The sequence below is a fragment of the Mycolicibacterium madagascariense genome, assembly GCF_010729665.1.
In the GTDB taxonomy this organism is placed as follows: Bacteria; Actinomycetota; Actinomycetes; order Mycobacteriales; family Mycobacteriaceae; genus Mycobacterium; species Mycobacterium madagascariense.
Genome location: NZ_AP022610.1, coordinates 1,992,600 through 2,010,869, shown reverse-complemented (window position 1 = coordinate 2,010,869; position 18,270 = coordinate 1,992,600). Strand labels below are relative to the sequence as shown.

The 18,270-nt window shown below is 68.9% G+C and carries 18 protein-coding genes; 12 read left to right on the top strand and 6 right to left on the bottom strand.

Annotation, left to right across the window (positions count from 1 at the left end):
- The first annotated feature begins 48 nt into the window (after window positions 1–48).
- From G6N60_RS09510 to G6N60_RS09490, 5 genes are all read left to right on the top strand, one after another.
- Window positions 49–399: a transglycosylase family protein gene (locus tag G6N60_RS09510; RefSeq protein ID WP_246241211.1), complete on the top strand. Its 351-nt coding sequence runs from the start codon at window positions 49–51 to the stop codon at window positions 397–399.
- 139 nt (window positions 400–538) lie between these two features.
- Window positions 539–1,714: an acyl-CoA dehydrogenase family protein gene (locus tag G6N60_RS09505; protein ID WP_163735744.1), complete on the top strand. Its 1,176-nt coding sequence runs from the start codon at window positions 539–541 to the stop codon at window positions 1,712–1,714.
- A gap of 7 nt (window positions 1,715–1,721) precedes the next feature.
- Window positions 1,722–2,828 (top strand): acyl-CoA dehydrogenase family protein, encoded by a 1,107-nt coding sequence (locus G6N60_RS09500; RefSeq protein ID WP_163735741.1) that lies wholly within the window; start codon window positions 1,722–1,724, stop codon window positions 2,826–2,828.
- Window positions 2,829–2,870: 42 nt separating this feature from the next.
- Window positions 2,871–3,182 carry a hypothetical protein gene (locus tag G6N60_RS09495; protein WP_163735738.1) on the top strand — a complete coding sequence of 104 codons (312 nt, stop codon included), beginning with the start codon at window positions 2,871–2,873 and terminating at the stop codon, window positions 3,180–3,182.
- A 92-nt stretch (window positions 3,183–3,274) separates the two neighbouring features.
- Window positions 3,275–4,771 carry a PE-PPE domain-containing protein gene (locus tag G6N60_RS09490; protein WP_163735734.1) on the top strand — a complete coding sequence of 499 codons (1,497 nt, stop codon included), beginning with the start codon at window positions 3,275–3,277 and terminating at the stop codon, window positions 4,769–4,771.
- A 69-nt stretch (window positions 4,772–4,840) separates the two neighbouring features.
- On the opposite strand, the gene G6N60_RS09485 is transcribed toward G6N60_RS09490, so the two are convergent.
- Window positions 4,841–6,472, bottom strand: coding sequence for a metallophosphoesterase (locus tag G6N60_RS09485; RefSeq protein ID WP_179969778.1), 1,632 nt, complete (start codon window positions 6,470–6,472; stop codon window positions 4,841–4,843).
- A 244-nt stretch (window positions 6,473–6,716) separates the two neighbouring features.
- On the opposite strand from G6N60_RS09485, the gene G6N60_RS09480 reads away from it, so the two are divergent.
- Both G6N60_RS09480 and G6N60_RS09475 read left to right on the top strand, forming a co-directional pair.
- Window positions 6,717–8,510, top strand: a complete 1,794-nt coding sequence (locus tag G6N60_RS09480) for an alpha/beta hydrolase family protein (RefSeq protein WP_163735733.1) — start codon at window positions 6,717–6,719, stop codon at window positions 8,508–8,510.
- Window positions 8,511–8,589: 79 nt separating this feature from the next.
- Window positions 8,590–8,802 (top strand): hypothetical protein, encoded by a 213-nt coding sequence (locus G6N60_RS09475; RefSeq protein WP_163735730.1) that lies wholly within the window; start codon window positions 8,590–8,592, stop codon window positions 8,800–8,802.
- Window positions 8,803–8,809: 7 nt separating this feature from the next.
- Here the strand turns inward: G6N60_RS09475 and G6N60_RS09470 are convergent, their stop codons facing one another.
- Window positions 8,810–10,711, bottom strand: coding sequence for an ArnT family glycosyltransferase (locus G6N60_RS09470; RefSeq protein ID WP_163735726.1), 1,902 nt, complete (start codon window positions 10,709–10,711; stop codon window positions 8,810–8,812).
- A 254-nt stretch (window positions 10,712–10,965) separates the two neighbouring features.
- Here G6N60_RS09470 and G6N60_RS09465 point away from each other — a divergent pair, with 254 nt between their 5' ends.
- Window positions 10,966–12,186 carry a flavin-containing monooxygenase gene (locus G6N60_RS09465; RefSeq protein ID WP_163743727.1) on the top strand — a complete coding sequence of 407 codons (1,221 nt, stop codon included), beginning with the start codon at window positions 10,966–10,968 and terminating at the stop codon, window positions 12,184–12,186.
- Here G6N60_RS09465 and G6N60_RS09460 read toward each other — a convergent pair.
- From G6N60_RS09460 to G6N60_RS09450, 3 genes are all read right to left on the bottom strand, one after another.
- The gene (locus tag G6N60_RS09460) at window positions 12,162–12,833 is read right to left on the bottom strand and encodes a DUF1028 domain-containing protein (RefSeq protein WP_163735723.1); all 672 of its coding nucleotides are present in this window, start codon (window positions 12,831–12,833) and stop codon (window positions 12,162–12,164) included. The genes G6N60_RS09465 and G6N60_RS09460 overlap by 25 nt on opposite strands.
- Window positions 12,830–13,258 (bottom strand): RidA family protein, encoded by a 429-nt coding sequence (locus G6N60_RS09455; RefSeq protein ID WP_163735720.1) that lies wholly within the window; start codon window positions 13,256–13,258, stop codon window positions 12,830–12,832. Before G6N60_RS09455 ends, G6N60_RS09460 begins: the two co-directional genes overlap by 4 nt.
- Window positions 13,259–13,332: 74 nt before the next feature.
- Complete coding sequence (locus G6N60_RS09450; protein ID WP_246240522.1) at window positions 13,333–13,671, bottom strand: helix-turn-helix domain-containing protein; 339 nt, start codon at window positions 13,669–13,671, stop codon at window positions 13,333–13,335.
- Between the two features lie 166 nt (window positions 13,672–13,837).
- Here G6N60_RS09450 and G6N60_RS09445 point away from each other — a divergent pair, with 166 nt between their 5' ends.
- Together G6N60_RS09445 and G6N60_RS09440 are read left to right on the top strand one after the other, a co-directional pair.
- Entirely contained in the window at window positions 13,838–14,578 is a 741-nt protein-coding gene (locus G6N60_RS09445; RefSeq protein WP_163735717.1) for a hypothetical protein, read from the top strand.
- A 43-nt stretch (window positions 14,579–14,621) separates the two neighbouring features.
- A complete protein-coding gene (locus tag G6N60_RS09440) occupies window positions 14,622–15,062 on the top strand; it encodes a hypothetical protein (RefSeq protein WP_163735714.1) in 441 nt (146 codons plus the stop codon).
- 57 nt (window positions 15,063–15,119) lie between these two features.
- Here the strand turns inward: G6N60_RS09440 and G6N60_RS09435 are convergent, their stop codons facing one another.
- Entirely contained in the window at window positions 15,120–15,902 is a 783-nt protein-coding gene (locus G6N60_RS09435; protein ID WP_163735710.1) for an SDR family NAD(P)-dependent oxidoreductase, read from the bottom strand.
- Between the two features lie 198 nt (window positions 15,903–16,100).
- On the opposite strand from G6N60_RS09435, the gene G6N60_RS09430 reads away from it, so the two are divergent.
- Together G6N60_RS09430 and G6N60_RS09425 are read left to right on the top strand one after the other, a co-directional pair.
- Window positions 16,101–17,663: an ABC transporter substrate-binding protein gene (locus G6N60_RS09430; RefSeq protein ID WP_163735707.1), complete on the top strand. Its 1,563-nt coding sequence runs from the start codon at window positions 16,101–16,103 to the stop codon at window positions 17,661–17,663.
- A complete protein-coding gene (locus tag G6N60_RS09425; protein ID WP_163735703.1) occupies window positions 17,660–18,262 on the top strand; it encodes a TetR/AcrR family transcriptional regulator in 603 nt (200 codons plus the stop codon). The genes G6N60_RS09430 and G6N60_RS09425 overlap by 4 nt, the downstream gene beginning before the upstream one ends.
- Window positions 18,263–18,270: the final 8 nt, after the last annotated feature.

Genomic DNA, 18,270 nt, shown 5'->3' with positions numbered 1-18,270 from the left:
AACACCGCCGCCGTCCTCGGCACGGTCGGTGTGGTCACCGTGGGACAGATGACCGTCGCCGCGCCGTCGGCTTGGGCCGATCCGAATTGGGATGCGATGGCTCAGTGCGAGTCGGGCGGCAACTGGGGCGCCAACACCGGCAACGGCTTCTACGGCGGGCTCCAATTCACCCCGGCGACGTGGGCCGCCAACGGCGGCTCCGGCTCCCCTGCGGCCGCCAGCCGCGAAGAACAGATCCGCGTCGCCCGCAACGTCCTGCGCACCCAGGGCATCGGTGCCTGGCCCGTGTGCGGCGGGCCCATCGGCCAGGCCGCGCAAGCTTGTCGCCTGCTGGTGGGCTGGATCCCGCTCGGCAACCTGCCCCATCTGTGCTCGCTCGTCCTCAATCCGTTCGCGTAGGGCGCTGGACCGCGGTTCCGTGACGCACGCCCCGACGGCCCCTGACGCCCGTCGCACGTGCACGCGATAGATTCGCTGGTACCGGGTACTCCCGGTTGCGGTCTGCACCGACGGGCCGTCGAGAATCGGAGGTTGCACAGTGAAGTTGGCGCTCAGTGACGCCGAAGCCGCCTTTCGCGACGACTTGCGAGAGTTCTTCACCACCAAGATCCCGCAGGACATCCGCGACCGCGTGCGCGACGGCGAGATTCGCTTCCCCGACGACGTCGTGACGGCGCAGCGGTTGATGAACGAGCGCGGCGTGGCAGTGCCGAACTGGCCGGTGGAATGGGGCGGTCAGGACTGGACGCCGCTGCAGCGGCAGATCTGGTCCGACGAGCTGCGCCTGGCGTGCGTGCCCGAACCGCTGGCGTTCAACGCCAGCATGGTGGGCCCCGTCATCGCCCGCTTCGGCTCGCAAGCCCTCAAGGAACGGTTCCTGCCGAAGACCGCCAATCTCGACATCTGGTGGTGCCAGGGCTTCTCCGAACCGGAGGCCGGCTCGGATCTCGCGTCGTTGCGCACCACCGCCGTGCGCGACGGCGACTCCTACGTCGTCAACGGCCAGAAGACGTGGACCACCCTCGGCCAGTACGCGGATTGGATCTTCCTGCTCGCGCGCACCAATCCGAATGCGCCGAAGCGGCAGGCGGGCATCTCCTTCCTCCTCGCCGAGATGTCCACGCCGGGCATCACGTTGCGACCCATCAAGCTGATCGACGGCGGCGTCGAGGTCAACGAGGTCTTCTTCGAAGACGTCCGCATTCCCGCCGACCAACTCGTCGGCGAGGAGAACAACGGCTGGACCTACGCCAAGTTCCTGCTGAGCAACGAGCGCACCGGCATCGCGCGGATCGGCACCACCAAGGTGTGGCTCGCGCAGGTCAAGGAGCGGGCCGCCCAGACTCCGACCGGGCAGGGCACGCTGCTACAGGATCCCCTCTTCGCCGCCCGCGTCGCGGAGCTGGAGAACGAACTGCTGGCGCTGGAGCTCACGCAGCTGCGCGTCAGTGGTTCAGAAGCCGACGGCAAGCCCAACCCGGCGTCGTCGATCCTCAAACTCAAGGGCAGTCAACTGCAGCAGGCCGTCACGGAACTGGGCGTCGACGTCGCCGGTCCGGACGCCCTGCCCTTCGACGGGGGCGAGGACGTCGCGTCGCCGTCGTGGGCGCAGCACGCCGCGCCGAAGTACCTCAACTACCGCAAGACCTCGATCTACGGCGGTACCAACGAGATTCAGCGCACCATCATCGCCTCGACCATTCTCGGACTGTGAGGACACCATGGACTTCGCTCTGACCGAAGAGCAGACCCTGCTGGGTGACGTCACCCGGGAGATCCTGACCCGCACCTACGACATCGAGACCCGTCTGAAGACCATCGACGGCGATCTCGGCTGGAGTCGTGACGTGTGGTCCCAGTTGGCCGAAACCGGCATCCTCGCACTGGGTTTCGATCCGGAGGAGGCCGGCCAGATCGAGCTGATGGTCGTCATGACCGAGGTCGGTCGGCGGCTGGCGCCCGAACCGATCGTGCATGCCGCGTTGATCCCCGGGGCCCTGGTCGCCGAGCTCGGCGACGACGGGCAGCGGGCCCTGCTCGACGACGTCGGCGAAGGCCGCACCCTGCTGGTGCTCGCCCACCAGGAACCCGGCATGCGGGGCACCTCGGTCGCCGCCACCACGAAGGCCGATCGGGACGGTGACACCTGGACCCTCACCGGGGTGAAGAACCCGGTGCTCTTCGGCGACAGCGCGGACGTGTTCCTCGTCAGTGCCCAGCTGCCCGGCGGCGGACTGGGTCTCTTCGTCGTCGCGGCCGAGGACGTCAGCCGTCACGGCTACCGCACCTTCGACGGGCAGCGGGCCGCGCAGCTGACGCTGGATTCGGTTGCGGCGCAACCACTTGGCGCCGGCGGCGACGTCACCCCCGCAGTGGGCAAGGCGCTCGTCCGCTACCAGTCGGCGCAGTGCGCGGAGGCGGTCGGGGCCATGGAGGAGGCCCTGCGGCTGACCACCGAGTACCTCACCAGTCGCAAGCAGTTCGGCGTACCGCTGAGCAACTTCCAGGCGCTGACGCAGCGGGCCGCGGACATGTACGTGTCCCTCGAACTGGCTCGCAGCATGAACTTCTACGCGGCGATGTCGATCGCCGACGGCAACGTCAGTCCCGTGATCGCCGCGCGTGCCAAGCTGCAGATCGTCCGGTCCGGCCGACACATCGCGCAGGAGGCCATTCAGCTGCACGGTGGCATCGGCGTGACGGCGGAGTATCCCGTCGGACACTACGCCGCGCGGCTCACCGCCATCGGTCAGACACTGGGCTCGGCCGACGACCAGCTGCGCACCCTGATCGACGGCATCGACGCCTACACGACGGTGTCGTTGTAGCCGACGGTTGCACCGGCGGGGTGGCGCGCGGATGCTGGAGTCATGGGATGTCTTGGTCGATCGTTTGCGGTCGCGCTGCTCCTGACGGGCGCCGCGGCGTCGGCGACCGTTGCCGCCCCACTCGCGGCGGCCAGCGGCGCCGACACCGTCATCTCCGACCTCGAGGCGCAGGGCTACCTGGTCAACGTCAACTACGTCAACGGCGCGAGCAAGGCGCTGTCGCAGTGTTCGGTGACCAACGTCAACAACCCCTCCAGCTCGCCGAAGCCGGGTGACACCGTCTACGTCGACGTCACGTGCCCGAACCACGACGACGACGGCGGCGGGTTCGGCATCGGAGTCGGGATCGGCTGAGCCGTCGGCCGCCATCGCTGTTGATCTTCGCGCACCTCTGATAGGCAGGTAGGCGCGCCGACGTGTGGGCGGCCACCAGCCGAGGGGGATGCATGCGACGCGCAGCGCGGAACACGATCATCGCTGCGGCGGCAGTGCTGCTCGCGGTGTTGCTGACGAGTTTGTCGACGGTGACGGCGGCGGTGACGATGGCTGCGACCACGGCCCTCGTCATGGGCGGCAGCGGTCTCGGCAATCCGGTGGTGACCACAGACGCCGGCATCTCCATTCCGATTCCGAACTATCTGCCGAACGTCGAGAAGTACTACATCGCACCTAATTCGACGTGCCAGCCGTCGACCTGTCGACTCGTCCCCGTCATCACGCCGGAGGGGCTGTTACCGCCGATCATCGGGCCGATCACCTACGACCAGTCGGTGGCAGAAGGCGTCACCGACCTCGCGACGGCGTTGCAGACCCAGCTCGCGAGTCACCCCCGCGATCAGGTCGTCATCTTCGGGTACTCGCAGAGCGGCGACATCATCACCAAGACGAAGCGCACCTTCGCAGACAATCCCTCGGGAGCGCCGTCCACCAGTCAGGTGTCGTTCGTCGTGGCCGGCAATACGAACCGCCCCAACGGCGGCATCCTGGCACGGTTCCCGGGAGTCCACATCCCCGGCCTGAACATCACCTTCGACGGTGCCGCACCCACCGATACGGGTTATCGAACGACGGACATCGCCTTCGAGTACGACCCGGTGGCCGACTTTCCGGAATACCCCATCAACCTCCTCGCGGACATCAATTCACTGGCCGGGGCCCTCGGGGTCCATGCGACGTATCCGAACCCGTATCTCCCCATACCCCCGGGCGTCCCGTTCTTTCCGACCGCGCTGCCCGACGGCTACAGCCCTGCCGAACTGCAGCAGGCCATGAGCGACCCCGCGAACCGCCAGACCACCGGTGACACCACCTACATCACCATCCCCACCAAGAATTTGCCCCTGCTGCAACCCCTGCTCGACATCGGTGCCGACACCCACACCAGCTTCGTGATCAAACCAATCGTCGATCTCGTCCAACCGACGTTGCGGGTGCTGGTCGACCTGGGATACGACCGCACCACGCCGTACGGTGTGCCGACTCCGGCCCGACTGCTACCCACCATCGACCCGGGCACCCTCGCCGCCCATCTGGCGCAGGCGGTCGGCCAAGGCGTCCGCCAGGCGCTCACCGACGTCGGCGTGCCCACCGGTGCCACCCGAAAGGCCAAGACTCCCATCACCTCCGCGGTGTCGGTCACGTCGGCCAGCGTGGCATCGGCGGCACCGGACGCACCAGCGAGGGCCTCGGCGGTATCGGCGGCGTCGGGCCCACCGGCGACCGCGGAATCGGCGAACGCCACCGCGCACAAGACCACCCACCGTGCGCTGGTCGCGGCCAAGGCAGGCGATCCCCCGACCCCGAGCACGCGCACGTCTCGTCCGCACCGCTGCGCGCACGCCGACTCCGCGAAACACACTCAGCGGCTCCCGGCCACCCCGCGGGCGTCGTCCACGGACGGCACTTACACCGCCGGCGCGAGCAAGCACGCGAAAGATCGTTGAGCCCACGAGGAGCCAATCCTCGTTTGCGCGTTGATGTCTCGCGCGGCGTAAGTGACTATCTGACGGGATCTAGGTCCGCACCGGCCGACGGTAGGTGAGCTTGTCGAGTTCGCGGCCATATTCGTCGATCGCCACGACGTCCATCTCGCTGACGAGTGTCCCGGGACGCACGTCGACCCGGACGAACGCGTAGCCGCGATACCGGACCCGTGACCAGCCGACGGCCTCGGCCTGCTTGCCGCCGTCGGAGGTCCACACGTAGCTGTTCGGGACGAACGTGTCCGGTGCGACGTTGCCGCGGTAGCTCTCGCGTTCATCGGGCTGGAATTCGTAGCGCGGCCGCCCGCCGCATCCGACGGTGTAGTAGACGGTGCCGTCCGTCTCCGGGTCGACCACGCCGTTGTCGGCGGCGACGGTTGTTGGCGCGTTGGCCCGGATCGGGTCGGTGCGCTCGAAGACGTGGTTGTGCCCCTGGAGCACCAGGTCGACCTGATGTTGATCGAAGAGCGCCGTCCATGCCGCGCGGACCCCGCCGTCGCTGGCGTGGGCGGCCGTCGTCGAGTACGCGCAGTGGTGGAAGAAGCACACGATGAAGTCGACGTTCGGGTCGGCGCGGTAGGCGGCCAATGTCCTTGCGGCCCAACGGTCTTGGTTGCCATGCGAGTAACCGGTGTTGGCCGTGATCTCATAGGACACGTCGTTGGCGTCCAGCGACAGGACCGCCACGTTGCCGTAGACGAACGAGTACGCCGACGGGCAACCCGCCGGACCGTTGCCGGGAAAGTCCAGCCGCGCCTGGTGGCCGCCGTAGCCGTGGTTGGCGTAGGCGGCCTCCATGTCGTGGTTGCCGGTGGCGAACATCCACGGCGTGGTCGACGCGCTGGCTTCGATCGAGCCGAGGTACACGTCCCACACGAACGGATTGAACTTGTCGAAGCCGGTGGCGAGCTTGCCGCCGGAGGGCACGAACGTCGCCGGCTTGCCCGCGCCGGAGGGATCGGCGTAGGCGATGTCGCCTGCGAGGACGTGGAAGTCGGGATTGGCCGCGATGATCTGGTTCAGCACGTTGGCCGTGTGCGGGGCGCTCGGGTCGTCGTCGGACTTGTAGTAGGAGTCGTCGTAGTCGCCGGGCGCCAGGCCGGGCGGGAGCACGGGGGTGTCGTCGGTGCCCTGGTCGCCGATCATCGTGAACCTGAAGGGCGCCATGGCTTCTCGGCTCCGCGGCATCGCCGTGGCCACCGATCGGACGTCGGTGGTGAAGCCGTCGTCGGTGCGCCACCGGTAGTAGTGCGGTGTGCGCGCCGCCAGTCCGTCCACGGGTACGTGGGCGTAGAACTGCTCGGCCGACAGCACGCCACCGCCGCTGGCGGGGAAATGCGTGAGTAGATTGCGCACCTCGGCCTGCGTGGTGGCACCCAGGGCCGGGGTCGGACCGTGGTCGAGGAAGATCTTGCCGGCGCGCGGGTTTCGCGAGAGCTGGGCCGACAGACGCAGTTGACTGGCGGCGTCACCGCCGTACCCGACGTGGCGGTTCGCCACCGACAGGGGCGCATCCTGCGCGTAGGCGCGTCGACCGAACGGCGAGACGCCCACCGCGGCCACTGCGGCCGCCGCGGCCGACCCGGCCAGGAAACTCCGTCGCGTCACGCGGTGCCGCCGGAGGTTGTCACGGTGCCAGTCGTACTGCTCGGCCATGGTCATCTCGGCCGCGATGGCCGCGGGGATGCCGGTGTCGGGGAGGTCTCCAGGTTTGGCTGCCACGCAGACGATGCTCTCCGAGACCGGGCCGGACCGTCACCCCGGGGCCGACATTGCACGGTGAACATTCGGCTAACAGCCCGTGCGCCGGACCCCGCGCCGACCCGGACGTGACTGACATCACACGATGTCATATTCTGTCGCGGTCGTGGAGCTACCCCGCGACCGAGTGTCGAAGGGGACGTCGATGACGGCGCATGCTGCTGAATGGCCGACCCGACGCCGTCTTCTGGTGGTCGTCGCGATGGCCCTGGGCATCGCAGCCGCGTCGGCACCCGGAGTGGCGTGGGCCGCGCCCGAGTCGTCGGGGTCGTCCGCGTCCGAGTCGTCGGGGTCGTCCGAGTCGTCGGGGTCGTCCGCGTCCGGCACCTCGCATCCGTCCGCGGATGCGACGCAGCACCGTCGGCGTGCGTCGCGCGACGCCGCGTCGGCGGCCGGTTCCGGGAAGACGGGAGCCGCCTCGGATCGACCGGCGAAGCCCCCGATCGGCGCCGGGGCCGATGATGCGTCGAGCGCGCAGCCCGCAGGTACCGCCCACACCGGTACGACGGAGGTCGGCACGGCCGGCGCGGGCTCGACCCCCGACGCCGGGACCACGGTCCGGCCGAAGAACTCCACTTCGCGAAAGAGCCTGCGCAGCAACGACATCGGACCAAAGACCGCCGCAGCCTCGTCGACCGCGGATGAGCCGCAAGGCCCCACCGTCAAGAAGAACACGGTCACCAAGGACATCGTCACCAAGAACACGGTCACGCAGGGCACGGTCACCACGGCCGCCGTCACCACGGCCACCGTCACCGCGGCCGCCGTCACCAAGACCACCGTCACGACACCGACTCCACCGGGGCCGCTGTCCCCGATCGCGACGCTGATGGCCCTGCCGGGCCGCATCGTCGACACCGTGCTGCAGGCGCTGGATCTGACCGTCTCGGCGAGCGGGCCCAAGAGTCCATTGAACTTCGCCCCCATCGACGAGATGTTGTTCGCGGCGTTCCGCGGCGTCGAGGAGGCACTCGGACTGCGCCGGACCCCTGCCGTCGTACCGGTCGTGGCGACTCAGACCTACACCGGAGCGACGACGGCGCTCACGCCGACGGTGACGCAGTTCCTCGATGCCGCGGCCGCCGAGTACGTATTGGGCGGGGTGCCAGGAGGTCTGGTGCCGTTCACGGTCGACGGTGTGCAGATGACGTCGACGAACCTGTTGTCCGGCGAGGCCGCAAAGGCGTGGGTGACTCCGCAGCAGCAGATCGTCATCGCCTACCAGGGGACGACGGGCGGCACCAACCTGCTGTTCGATCCGCTGATCGCCATCTCGCAGATCGTCGCCGACGCGCAGGTCATCTTCACCGATACGACGCCCTCGGCGTTCGCGGACTCGCTGACCTTCGCGCAGCGCGTTCAGACCCAGGCCGCGCTGCAGGGCTACGACGCCGACGACGTCTTCGTCACGGGTCATTCGCTGGGCGGCTGGGAGGCCGAATACGTCGCGCAGCAGACGGGCCTGGGTGGGATCGGCTTCGAAAGCCCCGGCCTCAACACCGTCGTCGCGGGCAATGGCAACGGCTCCGGCTTCGTCAACGTCGAGACCTACGGCGACACGGCGGCCTACCTGGCCACGGATCTGCCTGCGCTGCAACCGTTCTTCCCCGCCTACGTGCCGGGCGGTGGAAGCAAGCCGCACTTCGGCTCCCTGGTGATGATCGGCGACCCCACGGCCACCAACCCCCTCGTCAACGCGGCAGCGCTCTGGGGTCCCAACCTCATCGGTGACGCCATCTTCGCCGTGGACGTATTCGGCAACTTCTTCGAGCATCACCTACCCGGGATGCAGGCCTACAACCTCGGCATTAGCCCCGATCCCGGGGTGGTCCCCTGGCTGGGCGCCCCGATGGGTCCGATCGACGCCGGCTGGGGCGCACTCACGATCTCCCAGTTGCAGCTGGCCGCGTCGATGGCAGGCACGCTGATCAAGGCCTAGGCCAGCTTGGCAGGATATTGCCGGACCGAGTCGCCTCTGCCACTGTTGGCAGTGCTTTGCCCATCGCACAATTACTGCCATGACCTACCTCGCGAATCTGCTCCTGATCGTCACCGTCATGTCCGCGCCCTACCTCGTCGCCGCCGGGTTGACGGCGGCCTTCCCGAATCTGCGACGCGGCGCCGGTCACCTCCCCCGCACCGGCGAGGTCGGCGCACGGTTCTTCGACGGCCGCGCCGACGAGAACGCCGGCCGCGACCCACGCAGGGTGGACGCGGCCGGCGCTCGCTGACGTGCGGTTACTTGGCAGGTGCCGTCAGGTCGTACACGGTGTCAGAACCGATCTGCTTCGGCGTGAAGGTCGCGGCCACCCAGTCGCCGATGTCGGAGTGCTGATTGCCGCCGTGCCCACCACCGTTCTGGTTCGGCGCGATGTAGTAGGTGACCTGATGGTTGGCCACGTACTGCTGGAACTGGCTCAGCGTCGGGACGGGGTCGGATCCGGTGAACCCGCCGATGGCCATGACCGCGGTGTTGGTGGACAGTTCGAGACCCGCGGCCGTCGACGATCCGTCGACCGCTGCCGACCACTCGGTGAGCGTGCCGTCCAGTTTGGCGTCGAGCGCGGCGTTGTCCGCACTCTGTCCCCACATGCCGTGACCCGCCTGAGCCGGCGCCGCCGGACCCACGTTGGCGTTGCCGCCGCCATGGGGCTGACCGATGGTGGCCACCGCGTAGGCAGCCGACCCCGCGAGTGCCACGGTCACGCCGAGGAGCAACGCTCCCGCGGCGAGGCGTCGGCGCGTCGGGGCCGAGGGCAGCAGTAGTCCGACGAACGCGACGACGCTGAGAACCAGGATGGCCCAGCGCAATTCGGGCAGCCACTGCGCATTGCGAGCGAGGATCCACCAGCTCCACACCCCGGTGCCCCCCACCAGCGTCGCCAACCCGAGGCGACCGAGCCACGACGACCGCTGCATCCACATCTCGTGGACGCCGATCGCGAACGTTCCCGCGACGGCGGGCGCCAGGGACAGGTCGTAGTACGGGTGGATCATGCCGCTCATGTAGCTCAGCACCAGCCCGTCGACCAGCATCCACCCGCCGAACAGCAGCACGCCTGCCCGGGCCAGGTCCGTTCGAGGCGCACGGCGCCGGGCGATCAGCACCAGCACCACCGCGAGCAGGGCGGCAGGCAGCAGCCAGCCGATCTCGAAGCCGAACTCACCGGAGAAGAGTCGGGCCAGCCCCGCCGCCTGGCGCCCCGGTCCGCCGAACCCACCGTGGTGGGCGGCCATGTCGACCGGCGCATGGCCCGTCGGCGCGTGTCCGCCGCCACCGTGGTTGCGGCCGAGGACGCGGGCGAATCCGTTGTAGCCGAGGACCAGGTTCATGAAGTTGTTGTCCGTCGACCCCGCGATGTAGGGCCGCGACGAGGCCGGCCACAGCAGCGTCAGCGCGACGAACCACCCCGCGGAGACCAGGAACGCCGCCGCGGCGCCGACGAGCTGCAACAGCCTGCGACGGACCGAGGTGGGGGCGGCGATCAGGTAGACCAGGCCGATCGCGGGCAGCACCATGATGCCCTCGAGCATCTTGGCCAGGAAGGCGAAGCCGAGCGCGACGCCCGCCAACGCAATCCAGGTCGTGCTGGCGCGCTCGAGCGCACGGACGGTGCAGTAGGCGGCCGCCATCATCAGCAGCACCATCACCGCGTCGGGGTTGTTGTAGCGAAACATCAACGCCGCCACCGGCATCAGCGCCAGTGCCGCGCCCGCCAGCAGCGCCGCACGCGGCCCGCTGATGCGGCGCACCGCGCCGTAGAGCAGCGCCACCGCGGCGACCGCCATGAGGGCCTCCGGAATGAGCATGCTGGCGCTGCTGAAGCCGAAGATCTGGCCGGACAGGCCCATCACCCATTGCGACACCGGGGGCTTGTCGACGGTGATGAAGTTGTTCGGGTCGAGCGACCCGAACAGCAGGGCCTCCCAGTTGCGCGAACCGGCCTGCGCCGCACCGGCGTAGAACTGGTTGCCCATCCCGTTGATGGTGATGTTCCACAGGTACATCACCGCCGTGGCCACCAGCAGCGTGCCGTAGCCGAGCCGGTCCCAGAACCGAGCCGTGAACCGAGCCCGCCGGTTCGATGCATCGTCATCCGCGCTGGGCGCCGGCGCGGGAGCTTCCAAGATTGCAGTCATGACACCATTGGGCCACCGCAGCTGATGCACGCTCTTTGAGTTGGTTTTGGATTGGCTATGAAAGCCGCCGTGCGGTCCGCGACGTCGCCAGTCAGAATCACTGTCGTCGGACGGGAGCGTGCCGCCCATCAGGACGCCGAGGCGTGACGTGCTCATTCCCCCGGCGCGAAGCGGAGGTCATCGTGGCAGACCGATCGGAGCCCAGCGGCGAGGTCGACGTCGTGGTGGTTGGCGGTGGCCAGGCCGGGCTCGCGATGAGCGAACATCTCGGCGCGTGCGGCGTGCCACACGTGATCCTCGAACGCCACCGCATCGCCGAGCGCTGGCGTTCGGAACGCTGGGACTCCCTCGTCGCCAACGGGCCGGCCTGGCACGACCGCTTCCCCAACCTGGAATTCGTCGACGTCGCCCCCGACGGCTTCGCCGGCAAGGACCGCGTCGCCGACTACTTCGTCGCCTACGCCGAGAAGATCGACGCCCCGATCCGGTGCGGCGTCGAGGTGACGTCGGTGACCAGACACGTCGGTCGCCCCGGCTTCGAGGTGCAGACGACCGACGGCGTCATCGACGCCCGCGTCGTCGTCGCGGCGACAGGACCGTTTCAGCGGCCCGTCCACCCCGCGATCATCCCCGACGGCGCCGTGCCCCTGCAGCTTCACTCCAGCGGCTACCGCAACCCTGGACAGTTGCCCGACGGCGCCGTCCTGGTGGTCGGCTCCGGATCGTCCGGCGTGCAGATCGCCGACGAACTCCGCCGGTCGGGTCGGCGGGTGTTCCTATCGGTCGGGCCGCACGATCGTCCGCCGCGGCGCTATCGCGGCCGCGACTTCTGTTGGTGGCTGGGCGTTCTCGGGCTGTGGGATGCCGAGACGCCGCCGCGGGGCGCCGAGCACGTCACGATCGCGGTCAGCGGCGCCCACGGCGGTCACACCGTCGACTTCCGCGAACTGGCCCAGCGGGGCATCCAGCTGGTGGGCAGGACGTCGACCTTCGACGACGGCGTCCTGCACTTCGCACCCGACCTCGGCACGAACATCGCCAACGGTGACGCCAGCTACCTGTCGCTACTCGACCAGGCCGACGCCTACGTCGCACGCAACGGGCTCGACCTGCCCGCCGATCCGCAGGCGCGGGCGCTGGGTCCCGTCCCCGACGCGGTCACCGACCCCGTGCTCGAACTCGATCTCGCGGACGCCGGGGTCTCCTCGGTCGTCTGGGCGACCGGGTACGCGACCGACTACCGCTGGCTACGGGTCGACGCGCTCGACGAGCACGGCCGACCGCGGCACCGCCGCGGGGTGTCCTCCGAACCCGGCGTGTACTTCGTTGGCCTGCCATGGCTTTCGCGACGCGGGTCGAGTTTCATCTGGGGCGTATGGCATGACGCCAAGTACCTCGCCGACCACATCAGCACCCAGCGCGGCTACCTCGCCCAGCTGACGGAGCGCGGTCACGGGTCGCCCGGGACGCCGTAGGAGGGTGCGACGGTGGGGTCCAGCCCGCGGGTGCGGTAGTCCCGTTTCTGGGGTTCCCACACGTCCCAGAGCCGTCGCAGTTCGGTGACGGGATCGTCGTGCCAGTCGACCCGCAGGTCGGTGACGGGCCACGGCACGTCCTCGACGACCTGCAGGCCCGCGCTGCGCACCGGCCCGGCCTCGCCGCCCGCCGCGGCGGCCGCGACCAGACCGTCCAGCAGGCGGGCCTCCAGCGTCGCCGCCGCCGAGTCGACGTATCCCGCGAGCAGCGCCTCGACGACCGCGGCGTCGCGCAGCATGTTGCCCGCCGCGGCCGCGCCCGTCGTCTGCGCGTGGTGGTTGATGCCGAGCGCGTGCGTCCCGGTGTGCACGGCGGTGCCGCCGCGGCCGTCGACGATCACGACCTGCCGATGGTCACGGTGGGGTTCGGACGCCAGCGTCGTCGCCAGCGCGCCGGCCGCATCCCGCCCATCGGCCAGCGCGTCCAGGGCGACGACGCCCAGCTGGGGATTGGTGACGTTCTGACTGCAGACGGCACCGACACCGGTGCGCAGATGCGCGCACCGCGCGGCGACCGCCGGGCTCGAGGAGCTGATGACGATGCCGAAGGCTCCCGACCCGTCGCGTGCGACGAGGGAGAACGTCACGCCGGGCTCCCCGGCTCGGAGAGCACGGCCGTGGCATCGATCTCCACGAGCCATTCGGGCCTGGCGAGGGCGCTCACCACGAGCCCGGTGGAGACCGGATGCACGCCCTTGAGCCACCGGCCCATCACGCGGTACACCGGCTCGCGGTACCGGATGTCGACGAGGTAGACCGTCACCTTCACGACGTCCTGCAGCGAGCTGCCCGCCTCGTCGAGCAGCATGGCGATGTTCGCCATGGCCTTCTCGGCCTGCGCCTCGACGTCGCCGATGCCGACCGATTCCCTGGTGTCGAGGTCCTGGCCGATCTGACCGCGTAGGTACACCACGCCCCCGGCCACGACTGCCTGGGCGAGGTCGTTGTCCAGGTTCTGCTCGGGATAGGTGTCGCGCGTGTTGAACGGCCGGATTCGGATGTGGTGCGCCATGGCGTCCATCGTGGGCTGCTACCGGCAGCCGTACAACGCGGACGGCCGACACTTTCGCGCGAGGGGCGGTGGGGTTACGTGGCGGCGTCGGCGAAGACCGTCCTGGCGGCCTCGTCGACCCGACCGTTCCTGCGGGCGCGGGGGGCGCGGGGCACGTAGTCGGTCGTGATCGATCCGAGCGGCAAACGGTAGGCCAGTTCGAGGGCGCGCAGCACCTCCGATGACGCCCCGCGGTGGCCGTTCTCGATAGCGCTGATCGACCCCCGTGAGTACGTCCGTCCGGTCTGCTGGTGAATGCGCGCGATCACCGCATCGATGGAGAGGTTGGCCGCCAACCTGATGTACTTGATGGGCACGCGAGGGGGATCCTTGGCTCCCCGCCGCGGGACGGGCTTGGCCGATGCTTGGGTCACACACCGATTCTATTTGGCTTCCAAGCGTCGACGAAGCACCTCTTCGCGGAAAACCAAGGTCATGCGCTCGCACGCTGGCGTACCGGCGACAGCCGCGATGGTCGTGCGCAAGCCGGTTTGCGGGACCGCGCTTGGGTTTGCCTAAGAAAATTGCGACGCTATGGCCATGCCTCAGTGGAGCCAGGACGCGGTCGACGCCCTCGCCACCGCAGTCAGCGAACGTCGGCGTTACCTCGGCCGGTCGCAGCTCGAGGTGTGGCACGACGGCGGACCGGCCAACAGCACCATGACGAGCCTGGAGGCCGCCGCGTCGCAGTCGGTGACCCGGTCCACGCTCACCAAGCTCGACATCGGCCTGGCATGGGTCCCCGACACCGCGGCGAAGGTCGTCCGCGGCGAGATCACCGCGACCGCGGCGGTGCGCGATCCGCGCTTCGACGCGCGGCCGAAGTCCGATGAGGAGCCGGTGGCGACGGACGGGGCGGCCGCCGCGATTCACGACGACGTCGCCGCACTGGTCGCCGCTCTTGCGGTGGACGCCGACGACGTCCGGTTGTCCGCACGCGCCGTCGACACCGACGTCGACGCGGCGGTTCCAGAGCAGGTGCAGTCGTTCCTGTCCCGGGTGCACGACGTCCTCGGGGACGTCGACGACCTCGCCGGGGCCGTGGACGAGGTCGCGCGGGCGGTGTTCGGCGGTGACACCGAGCGCCTCAGGAGGATGAAGCGCGAGACGAAGCGTCTGCGACGAATGAGGGTCGCGAGTGGCAACGGTACCGCCGCCGGCATCGGCCATGGTCCGCCAGGGCAGGACACCCTGCGGGCCGCGCGTACGGCACCGCCCGGCTACCAACCCGGCCGACCGGACCAGGACGACGCGGACGCCGGCACCGCCGACGGAGGCTGAGCACGGGACCACTCTGTCGTACCCCGTTCGTAGGCTCCCCGGCATGGGGAAAGGGCCTTGGCACCCCTGGCGGGTGCTGCGCGACCATTACGGCGACGTCGTCGTGTCCTGCCGGTACGGGCTGCCGGACCGGATCATGGGACTACAGCTGGACGATCGAATCTGGTTGTCCCGCATATTGACTCAGGCCGAACGGCGGTGCACGCTCACCCACGAACTCGTCCATCGTGAGCGCGGCCCGGTGCCGCTGGATCCGATCGCCGCGGCCCGCGAGGAGCGGGTGGTCGAGGAGATCTCGGCGCGCAGGCTCATCACCGTCGACGCGCTCGTCGACGGGTTGCGCTGGACGCGACAGCCGCGCGAACTGGCCGAGCGACTCTGGGTCGACGAGCCGACTCTGGACGTGCGCCTCAGCACCCTCGGGGACATCGAAGCCGCAGAGGTCTCCGAACTGCTTCGCGACGACTGTCTGTGGACGCCCTGACCCGCGACCACGCCGTGCAAACGCAGCGTTTGAGCGGTTGGACACGCTGGCGTTCGCTCAGCCGCCAAGGGAGTTCGCCCCGTCGATGATGAGCGTGGTGCCGGTGACGTAGGACGCCCCCGGCGTTGCCAGGAATGCCACGCCCGCGGCCACCTCGGCGGCATCCGCCGAGCGGCCCACCGGGGTGGCGTTGCCCGCTTCGACCTCGGAGGGCAGCTGCGCCGCCGTCGCGATCCACCCCGGTAGGACCAGGTTGGCCGTCACCCCGCTTTTGGCGAAGTCCACGGCGACCGAACGCGTCATCCCCAGCATCGCCGCCTTGGCCGTGTGGTACCCGACGTCGCCGGTGTAGGCCGTCAGCACCCCTGCGGTCGAGCCGACGTTGACGATGCGACCGTAGCCGCGATCGACCATCCCCGGCAGCACCGCGCGCGTCACGAAGAATGCGCTGTCGAGATTGCGCCGCAACACCAGTGACCACTCCTCGTCGGTCATGGCGTTCGCCGGATTGGGCTGCTCGGGACTGTTTACCGACGCCAGCCCGGCGTTGTTGACCAGCACGTCGACCTTGCCGAACGCCGACTCGGTCGCGTCGACCAAGCCGCGGGCCGCGTCGGGGTCCATCAGATCGGCCACGTGGGACTCGGCCGAGATCCCCTCCGCCCGAAGCTCGTCGGCGCGCAGGGCGGCGCGGTCCGTGGTTCCCGTGACCATGACCGAGGCGCCCAACTGACCCAGCAGTCGCGCCGAGGCGAACCCGATGCCGATGTCACTGCTCGACCCGGTGATCAGCGCGACGTGTCCGCTGAGGTCGAAGGCTGCCGGTACCGCACTGGGCATTGCGTTCCATCCGTTCACGTTTGGGCGAGGAGAGCGACGTCGGACGGTGTCCGTGGCTGAACCCTAGAACGGCTTTCCCACGATTTCCCGGTCGATCGTCCAAATCTTGGTCGTTCGTACAAACTGGTAACGGCCGCGTCACGTGCGCGAAATGCGATGTGGCGAAACTCGACACGTCGCCAAGCCCAGGAGTCCTCGATGCCACGCACGACCGGGCTCGCCGCCCTCGCCGCCACCCTGCTGCTGTTGTCGAGCACCGCGTGTTCGGGGTCGGCCCACGACGGGGCCGGCAGCGCAGCGCTCACGTCATCGGTGCGGACCCCGCTATTGAGCGATCCACCGCCGTTGGATCCCGACACGTTCTATCAACCCGAGGGCCTACTCATCATGACCTCCGCCTATCAGGGGTTGGTCCACTACGCGCCAGGGTCGACGACCATCCAAGGCCTCCTCGCGACCGGGTGGACGGTCTCCCCCGACGGACTGACCTACACCTTCGCGCTCCGACCCGGCGTGAAATTCGCGGACGGCACCCCATTCGATGCGGCCGCCGCGAAAGCCAGCTTCCAACGTCGCATCGACATGGCGGGCGGACCGTCCTACATGCTCGCCGAGGTCGCCGACATGCAGAGCCCCAACCCGCTGACGTTCGTCGTCACGTTGAAGAAACCCGTGGCGCCGTTCCTGGACTACCTCGCCTCCCCGTACGGTCCGCTGATGACGAGCCCGACCGCGGTGGCGCAGCACACCGCGGGCGGCGATCACGCCACGGCCTGGCTCGCCGCCCACACCGCGGGCACCGGGCCCTACGAGCTGACCGAGGCCATTCCCGCCGACCACTACACACTGAAGGCCAACGCGAACTACTGGGGCATCGCACCCCGGATCACGACCGTCACCCTGCCGGTGATCTCGGCGACCGCGGTCCAGCGTCTGCAACTCGATCAGGGCCAGCTCGACATGATCCTGCACGGGTTGTCGAAGGGCGACTACGAGGCCGTGGCGTCGGCATCCAATACCGAAGTGCTGCAACAGAATGCATTGGTCAAGGCCATGGTCATGGTGAATCCGGCTTCACCGGTGTTCGGCCCGGTTCCCGCACGGGCGGCGCTCAGCGCCGGACTCGATCAGACGGCCCTGACCACGGACGTCTTCGGTCAGCAGGGTGCCCCGTCAACGCAGTTCTACCCCAGCGGCATGCTGCCGGACGGCGCGGTCCCCGACCGCCATCAGTACGACCCCGCCGCACTGAACACGCTGGGGAGCAGGGGCGGCGCGGTGTCCATCGGCTACCCGACGGGCGACAGCACGCTGCAGGATCTGGCCAACCACGTCCAGGTCATCCTCCAGCAGGCCGGGTTCACCCCCACCGTCCGAGACTTCCCGTCGGGACAGTTCTTCGCCCTCAACGAGCACCCCGAACAGCGTCCCGATCTCCTGCTCGCCTCGTTCAATCCCGATGCGGCCCACCCTGATACCTGGTCGCGCATCTACCAATACACCAACGCGCCGGTAAATCTGCAGGGCTGCTCGGTGCCCGCCGCCGACGCGCTGTTGGACCAGGGCAGCGCCGAGCCCGATCAGGCACGCTCGCGCGCCCTGTACGTCGAGGCCGCCAAGGCCTACCGCGATTCGCTGTGCTGGGTGAACCTGGCCGACCTGCACAATTCGATCGCCACCCGCAAGGGCTACTCGAATTGGCAGAGTCAGCCCGCCTGGATGTGGGACACCGACTTCTCCACCCTCACGTTCGCGGGATGACGGGCACCACGGCACGCGGAGCCGCGCGGCGCGTCGAGATCATCGACGCCGCCATCGAAGTCATGGCCCGGGTTGGACTGGCCGGGCTGTCGATGCGCACGGTGGCCAGCCAGGCTCGGATTCAGCTCGGCGCGCTGAGCTACTACTTCGAGGACAAGTCCGACCTCATCGCCCAAGCCTTCCAACAGCTCTCCGATCGCGAGATCGAACGGGTGGTCAGGACCGCGGAACGCCTCGATCCCACCATGACCGCTGAGCAACTCGCAGACCTGTTCGCCGACATGATCATCGACGGTTTCACCTCACCCCAGGGTGCGATCGTCACCCGCTACGAACTCGTCACCGAAGCGAGCCGCGACGAACGGCTGCGACCCATGTTCGAGGCGTGGTACGCGGCGATGGTCCCCGCGCTCAGCCGACTCTTTCGCGAACTCGGTTCGCACTACCCCGAATTGGACTCCCGCACCGTGATGGCGGTCATGGCGGGCTTGGAGATCGACAACCTCTACCGACCCCTGGGCCCGGTGGACAAGCGGCGGATCCGCGCGACACTGCGCCACGCGTTTCGCGCCGTCACCGCCCTGCACCGCAACCCGTGAACGATCGA